The 6,961-nt window shown below is 70.3% G+C and carries 8 protein-coding genes; 1 reads left to right on the plus strand and 7 read right to left on the minus strand.

The annotated features are described in order from the left end of the window. Positions 1-89: 89 nt before the first annotated feature. From ETD86_RS51355 to ETD86_RS51380, 6 genes are all read right to left on the minus strand, one after another. The gene (locus ETD86_RS51355) at positions 90-719 is read right to left on the minus strand and encodes a bifunctional DNA primase/polymerase (RefSeq protein WP_138673894.1); all 630 of its coding nucleotides are present in this window, start codon (positions 717-719) and stop codon (positions 90-92) included. Between the two features lie 135 nt (positions 720-854). Continuing rightward, positions 855-1,838 carry a porphobilinogen synthase gene (hemB, locus tag ETD86_RS51360; protein WP_138673895.1) on the minus strand — a complete coding sequence of 328 codons (984 nt, stop codon included), beginning with the start codon at positions 1,836-1,838 and terminating at the stop codon, positions 855-857. After that, entirely contained in the window at positions 1,835-3,409 is a 1,575-nt protein-coding gene (locus ETD86_RS51365; RefSeq protein ID WP_211370862.1) for a bifunctional uroporphyrinogen-III C-methyltransferase/uroporphyrinogen-III synthase, read from the minus strand. Before ETD86_RS51365 ends, hemB begins: the two co-directional genes overlap by 4 nt. Continuing rightward, positions 3,406-4,278, minus strand: coding sequence for a hydroxymethylbilane synthase (hemC, locus tag ETD86_RS51370; RefSeq protein ID WP_246149480.1), 873 nt, complete (start codon positions 4,276-4,278; stop codon positions 3,406-3,408). The genes ETD86_RS51365 and hemC overlap by 4 nt, the downstream gene beginning before the upstream one ends. A 23-nt stretch (positions 4,279-4,301) precedes the next feature. Continuing rightward, positions 4,302-5,558, minus strand: a complete 1,257-nt coding sequence (locus tag ETD86_RS51375) for a glutamyl-tRNA reductase (RefSeq protein WP_138673897.1) — start codon at positions 5,556-5,558, stop codon at positions 4,302-4,304. Continuing rightward, on the minus strand, positions 5,555-6,232 hold the full coding sequence (locus ETD86_RS51380; RefSeq protein WP_138673898.1) for a redox-sensing transcriptional repressor Rex: 678 nt from the start codon (positions 6,230-6,232) through the stop codon (positions 5,555-5,557). The genes ETD86_RS51375 and ETD86_RS51380 overlap by 4 nt, the downstream gene beginning before the upstream one ends. 115 nt (positions 6,233-6,347) lie before the next feature. On the opposite strand from ETD86_RS51380, the gene ETD86_RS51385 reads away from it, so the two are divergent. After that, a complete protein-coding gene (locus ETD86_RS51385) occupies positions 6,348-6,584 on the plus strand; it encodes a glutaredoxin family protein (protein WP_138673899.1) in 237 nt (78 codons plus the stop codon). A gap of 4 nt (positions 6,585-6,588) precedes the next feature. Here ETD86_RS51385 and ETD86_RS51390 read toward each other — a convergent pair. Continuing rightward, positions 6,589-6,961: putative quinol monooxygenase (locus ETD86_RS51390; protein ID WP_211370863.1), on the minus strand; the 373-nt coding region annotated here is incomplete at its 5' end.

A 6,961-nucleotide genomic window follows, 5' to 3' on the forward strand; every position in this document is an offset into this window, starting at 1 on the left:
CCACGCCGCCCCCCGCACCACCTGCTGGACGCCCGGCCCACGAGCCACTCCAAGCGGAAAGGTAGGCGAAAGGGGCGAAATAGCGCCGGTCAGTCGGCGAGCCACTCCAAGATGCGCAGCGGGTCAGGCAAAGGCCGCCCGTCCGGGGGCCGGAGCCACGTGACGGGCTGCCCGCTGGGCATGGTCGACGGCGGCGCCAGGACGTAGCTGTCGCGGCAGTGCCACCGCAGCCCCGGGTTGTCCTCGATGGTCGCTGGACCAGTGTCCAGATGGCACGACCACCACTCGTCCTCATCCTCCGGATTGCCCCGCGTGGCCACATAAAACAAAACCCGGTCGCCTCTTGAGGCGACCGGGCCTGGGTGTGCTCCGGCGGCGTCGATCCGGGTGAGGGCCGACAGTCCGACGGCGAGCGGTACGTCGAAGACGTCGAACACTCGTCCCGTGGGCAGAATCACACCGGCCTCAGGCTCGGCCTGCCACCACCGGGTGAGCTGCGCGGGGTCCGTCGTGGCCTGGAGCGACCAGGCGGGAGAGAGCGGATGCGCGCCCGGGTCCGGACAGCCGAGCCGGTCACAGGAGCAGGCGCGCGGACCGTTCCGAAGCGGATAGGCGCCGGGCACCACCGGCCAGCCCAGGGCCGCGTATTCGAGCACAGCCCCGATGCGCGTCGGCCGTGGCCGCTTTTTGGTACGCCGAGCCAGTGGTACCCCCACCATTGGTGTCTCCCGTCAAGTCCCTCGCGCGCCTGAGGAGGTCCCGGATCAGGGCGGCGAAAGCACACGCGGGACACACCAGCACTTGTTATCGCACTCTAACGCACAGGCCACAGCAGTTAACGGGAAACCCCTGGGTTAGAGCCGCCGCGCCACTTCGGTGGCCCAGTACGTCAGGATCAGGTCGGCCCCGGCGCGCTTGATCGCGACCAGCGACTCCATGATCATCCGCTCGCGATCCACCCAGCCGTTGGCCGCGGCGGCCTCGATCATGGCGTACTCGCCGCTCACCTGATAGGCGGCCACCGGCACGTCCACCTCGTCCCGGAACCGGGCGATGATGTCCAGGTAGGCCAGCGCCGGCTTGACCATGACGGCGTCGGCGCCCTCGGCGAGGTCGAGCCGGACCTCGCGCAGCGCCTCCTCCAGCGGCCCCGCGGGGTCCTGCTGGTGGGAGCTGCGGTCGCCGAACTGCGGCGCGCACTCGGCGGCGTCACGGAACGGCCCGTAGAAGGCGGAGGCGTACTTGGCGGTATAGGCCAAGATCGGGATGTTTCCGTGACCGGCGCCGTCCAGCGCCGCGCGGATCGCCCCTACCTGGCCGTCCATCATCCCGCTCGGCGCCACCATCTGCGACCCGGCCTCGGCCTGGGCCACCGCGATCGACGCGTACCGCTCCAGCGTGGCGTCGTTGTCCACGTCACCGGACGGCGTGAGGATCCCGCAGTGCCCGTTGTCGGTGAACTCGTCGAGGCACGTGTCGGCCATCACCACGATGGTGTCGCCGACCTCGGCGTTCACGTCGCGCAGCGCCACCTGCAGGATGCCGTCGGGGTCGTCGGCGGCGGAGCCCCGGGCGTCCTTCACCGCGGGGATGCCGAACAAAATCAGCCCGCCCACGCCCGCCTCCGCCGCCTCGTGGGCGGCCTTGCGCAGCGAGTCGCGGGTGTGCTGCACGACACCCGGCATGGAGGCCACCGGCTGCGGCTCGGTGATGCCCTCCTTGACGAACACGGGCAGGATCAGATCGGCGGCGTGCAGCCGGGTGCCCGCCACCATCCGCCGCAACGCGGGGCTGCGGCGCAGCCGCCGCGGCCGGGCGACCGGGTATCGCGCGCTCATCTGGGTCTCCTTCTCGCGCCCCTGCGGTTCTGCGAGGGCTTGCGCGGGGTGTCGCCCGCGGCCAACGCCGCCTGGCGCTGCTTGGATCCGTACTCGGCCAGCGCGGCGGCCAAGGCGGACGCGGAAGGTTTGTCGGACATGACGTCGACCCGGAGCCCGAATTCCTCGGCGGTCTTGGCCGTCTGCGGCCCGATGACCGCGATCACGGTGACGTTGTGCGGCTTGCCCGCGATGCCGACCAGGTTGCGCACGGTGGACGACGAGGTGAAGAGCACGGCGTCGAACCCGCCGCCCTTGATCGCCTCGCGGATGGGCGCGGGCGGCGGGGCGGCCCGCACGGTGCGGTACGCGGTGACGTCGTCGCACTCCCAGCCCAGCTCGGTGAGCCCGGCCACCAGCGTGTCGGTCGAGATGTCGGCCCGCGGCAGCAGCACCCGGTTGATCGGGTCGAGCATCGAGTCGTACGGCGGCCACTCGGCCACCAGCCCCTCGGACGACTGCTCGCCCGACGGCAGCAGGTCCGGCTTGACCCCGAACTCCACCAGGGCCCGCGCGGTCGCGTCCCCCACGGCCGCCACCTTGAGCCCGGCGAAGGCGCGGGCGTCGAGGCCGTACTCCTCGAACTTCTCGCGTACGGCCTTGACCGCGTTGGCGCTGGTGAAGGCCACCCACTCGTAGCGGCCCGTGACCAGGCCCTTGATCGCGCGGTCCATCTGCTGCGGCGTGCGGGGCGGCTCGACCGAGATGGTCGGCACCTCCTCGGGCACCGCACCGTAGGCGACGAGCTGCTCGGACAGGCTGCGCGACTGCTCCTTGGTACGGGGCACCAGCACCCGCCAGCCGAACAGCGGCTTGGTCTCGAACCACGACATCTTGTCCCGCAGACCGACGGCCTCCCCGACCACGATCAGCGCGGGCTCGGTGAACCCGGCGTGCTTGAGGTCGGCCTGGAGGCGGCCGAGCGAGGACACGACGGTGTACTGCTCGGTGGTGGTGCCGCCGCTGCTGACCGCGACGGGCGTGGTGTCGGGCTTGCCACCGGAGATGAGGGCCTTGCCGATGGCCACGGCGTCGTTGATGCCGTGGTAGATGACCAGGGTGCCGCGGCAGGCGGCGTGCTGGGCCCAATCCTGCTCCTGCGCGGCGTCCACGATCCGGAACTCGGGCACGGCCGTCGCCGGCGGGATGCCCGCGTAGGTGAGCACCGCGGTCGCGGGCGGCACGCCGGGCACGATCTCGAAGTCCACCTCCGCCGCGGCGCAGGCGGCGACCTCCTCGGTGATCGAGGAGAACAGCATGGGGTCGCCCGCGCACAAGCGCACCACGACCTGCCCGCCCTTGGCGCGCTTGACGACCTCGTCCCTGATGTGGTTGTCCTTGACGTCGTCGTCCTCGACGACCTGGACGCCTTCGCGGCAGTGCCGCAGCAGCGGGCGGTGCTCTTCCTCGCCGAGCACCACGGCGTCGGCCTTGGCGAGCAGCTCGGCGGCGCGGAGCGTGAGCAGATTGGGATCACCGGGACCCGCGCCCACGAACGCGACGAAACCCGAGGTTGGACTATCGGAGCTCAATGGGAATGCTCCCCCATCAATCTGTCGGCCCCTTCGGCGATCATCTCGGCCGCGAGGAGGCGGCCGAGGTTAGCAGCCTCCGAAGGAGAGCCGGCGGCGGACTTGCGGACCGCCTCACGGCCGTCGACGGCGACGACCGTGGCGGTCAAGTTCAGAGTGTGCCCGTCATCGACCGCGAACGCACCCACTGGAGCCGCGCAGCCGGCCTCCAGGGCGGACAGCACCTCACGCTCGGCGATCACCGCGGAGCGGGTGCGCGGGTCGTCGAGCACGCTGAGGAACTCGATCAGGTCAGGGCGGTCGGAGCGGCATTCGACGGCGAGCGCGCCCTGGCCGGGCGCGGGCAGCACTTCCTCGATCTCGAAGATCTGCGCGACGTCCGCGCTGCGGCCGATCCTGGCCAGGCCGGCCGAGGCCAGCACGACCGCGTCCAGCTCACCGGAGGTCACCTTGCCGATGCGCGTGTCGGCGTTGCCGCGGATCGGGACGTACTCGAGGTCGGGGCGGAGCGCGCTGAGCATGGCGATCCTGCGCGGCGAGCCGGTGCCGACCCGGGCGCCGGGCGCGAGGTCGGCGAACTTGTGCGGCCCGACCAGCGCGTCGCGGTGGTCGTGCCGGGCCGGGATCGCCGCCAGCGTGAAACGCGGGTCCTGCTTGGTGGGCAGGTCCTTGAGCGAGTGCACGGCGAAGTCGATCTCGTCTTCGAGGAGCTTGTCGCGCAGCGCGGTGACGAACACGCCCGTGCCGCCGAGCTGGGCCAGGTGGGCCTTGGTGACATCACCGAAGGTCGTGACGCCGACCAGCTCGATCGAGCGCCCCGTGCGCTCGGTGTAGGCGTCCGCCACCATCTGCGACTGTGTGGTGGCCATCAGGCTCCTGCGGGTCCCCAACCTCACAGCTCCACCTCCCTCACGGCCTCGGGCATCTTCGGATCCAGATTGAACAACTCACGCAGCGCTTCCGCATAATGATCGCCTCCTGGGCAGGTGGCGAGCTGCTTGACACGCACAGTCGGCTCGTGGAGCAGTTTGTCCACGACCCGCTGCACGGTCATGGCGACCTCGTCCCTGGCCCGCTCGTCGAGGTCGGGCACCCGCATGAGCAGGCGGCCCAGCTCGGACTCGACGACGCTCGCGGCCTTGCCGCGCAACGCGACCACGGTCGGGGTGACCTTGGCCGCCCGCTCGGCGTCGAGGTACGTGCGCAGCTCGTCCGCGACGAGGGCGCGTACGGACGGGACGGCATCGCCCTCCCGCGAGCCGATGCCGGACTCCTGGATCGTCTCCAGGTCGACCAGCGTGACGCCGGGCACCTCGCGGACGGCGGGGTCGATGTCGTGCGGCAGCGCCAGGTCCAGCAGGAACGCCGGCCGGCTCAGCATGCCGGGCGTGATGATGTGGCGGCCCGCGCCCGTGCACGTGATCACGATGTCGGCCTCGGCCAGCTCGCGCGGCACGGCGGAGAACTCCACCGCCCGCCCGCCGACGTTCTCGGCCAGCCGGGCCCCGCGCTCGTACGTGCGGTTGGCCACCACGATGTCGGTCACGCCCGCGCGCGCGAGCGTGACGGCGGCCAGCGAGCTCATGGAGCCCGCGCCGACCACCAGCGCCCGCCGCCCGGCCAGGTCGCCCGCCAGCGTGAGCCCCGCGGTGACGAGGGAGGCGCCGGCCTGGTCGATGCCGGTGTCGGTGTGCGCCCGCTTGCCCACCCGCAGCGCCTGCTGGACCAGGTCGTTGAGGGTGGCGCCCACGGTGCCGTGGCGCTGGGCCAGCTTGAGCGCCTGGCGGACCTGACCGAGGATCTGGCCCTCGCCGACGACCATGGAGTCGAGGCCGCACACGACGGAGAACAGGTGCTCGACCGCCTGCTCCTCGTAATGCACGTACAGGTGCGGCGTCAGCTCGTCGACCGGGACGCCCGCGTGCCGGCCCAGCAGGCCGGTGAGGGCGGTGACGGCGGCGTGGAAGCGGTCGACGGTGACGTAGACCTCGACCCGGTTGCAGGTCGAGACCACCATGGCCTCCGCCACGCACGGATCCTCCTGCACGTCGTGCAGGAGCTTGACGAGCGCGTCACCCGTGATCGAGATGCGCTCGAGAAGGGCCACCGGAGCGGTCCGGTGGCTGAGTCCGATCGCCAGAACACTCATTGACTGTCCACCGCCATGAGTGGCCCCCCAGCCTTGCGCTGCTCGTGGAACGCGAGAATCTGCAGTTCGATTGACAGATCGACCTTACGGACATCGACACTATCCGGGACGGAGAGCACAACCGGCGCGAAGTTCAGGATGCTGGTGACGCCTACGGCGATCACGCGATCGCAGACTTCCTGCGCCGCCTCCGCCGGTGTCGCCAGCACCACGATCGAGACTCCGCGCCGTTTGATGACGGCTTCCAGTTCGTCGATGTGCTCTACATTCAACCCCGCGATGGTGTCGCCCACGACTTCGGGGTCGGCGTCGAGCAGCGCCGCCACACGGAAGCCCCTGGAGGCGAAACCGCCGTAGTTGGCCAGCGCGCGGCCGAGGTTACCGACTCCGACGATCGCGACCGCCCAGTCCTGCGTCAGTCCGAGCTCGCGGGAGATCTGGTAGACGAGGTACTCCACCTCATAGCCTACGCCCCGAGTGCCGTACGAACCGAGATGCGACAAATCCTTGCGGAGCTTGGCAGAGTTGACCCCTGCGGCCACGGCCAGATCCTCGGAGCTGACGGTGGCGACGCCCCGCTCGGCCATCCCGTGCAACGCCCGCAGGTACAGCGGGAGCCGGGCGACTGTCGCCTCGGGGATACCGCGGTCACGGGGTTGGGACGGGCTCTTCACGTGCCGGAGCTCCAGGGGACGGGCGGCTTGGGGACCGCGTGAGTGGGGTCGAACCGTCTTTCAGGTTAATCCCTTTGTGAACCGATGCACAAAGTAACCGGAGTACGGTGGCCGTATGCACCGCATCACGTTGATCGGCAAGCCCGGCTGTCACTTGTGTGACGACGCGCGCGAGGTCATCGCCAGGGTGGCCGGCGAGCTTGACATGCCCTGGGAGGAGCTCAGCATCGAGACCTCCGAGGAGCTCAGGGAGAAGTACTGGGAGATGATCCCGGTGACGCTGATCGACGGCGTGCAGCACGACTTCTGGCGGGTCGACGAGGGTCGCCTGCGTGCCGCGCTCACCGCATAGGGCCTCAGAACATCGCCGTCGGCAGGGGCAGCACCTTCGCGGCGTTGACGTTGAGCTCGATGACGTTGGTGGCCAGCACCATGGACTGCCGCTCGTTGAGGAACCTCTCGACGTGCGGCTGGCGCTGGTGGTCGCGGTAGGCCACCTCGTCGCGGTAGAGCTCGTAGACGATGCGCTGCAGGGGCGCCGACTTGACGGCGTGGCAGATGTACACGAGTGTGTCGGGCTCGCCACGGCGTACGGCCTCCACCGTCGCCTCGGCGAGCCGGTCGAACGCCTCCCCCGCACCATCCATGATCGTGAACACGGTCAGCAGGCCGTAGATGTTCGGCGACGGCTTGCTGGAGCCGGGCTGCTGCTGCGGTTGGGGTTGGGGC

The organism is Nonomuraea turkmeniaca (assembly GCF_005889735.1).
Taxonomy (GTDB): domain Bacteria; phylum Actinomycetota; class Actinomycetes; order Streptosporangiales; family Streptosporangiaceae; genus Nonomuraea; species Nonomuraea turkmeniaca.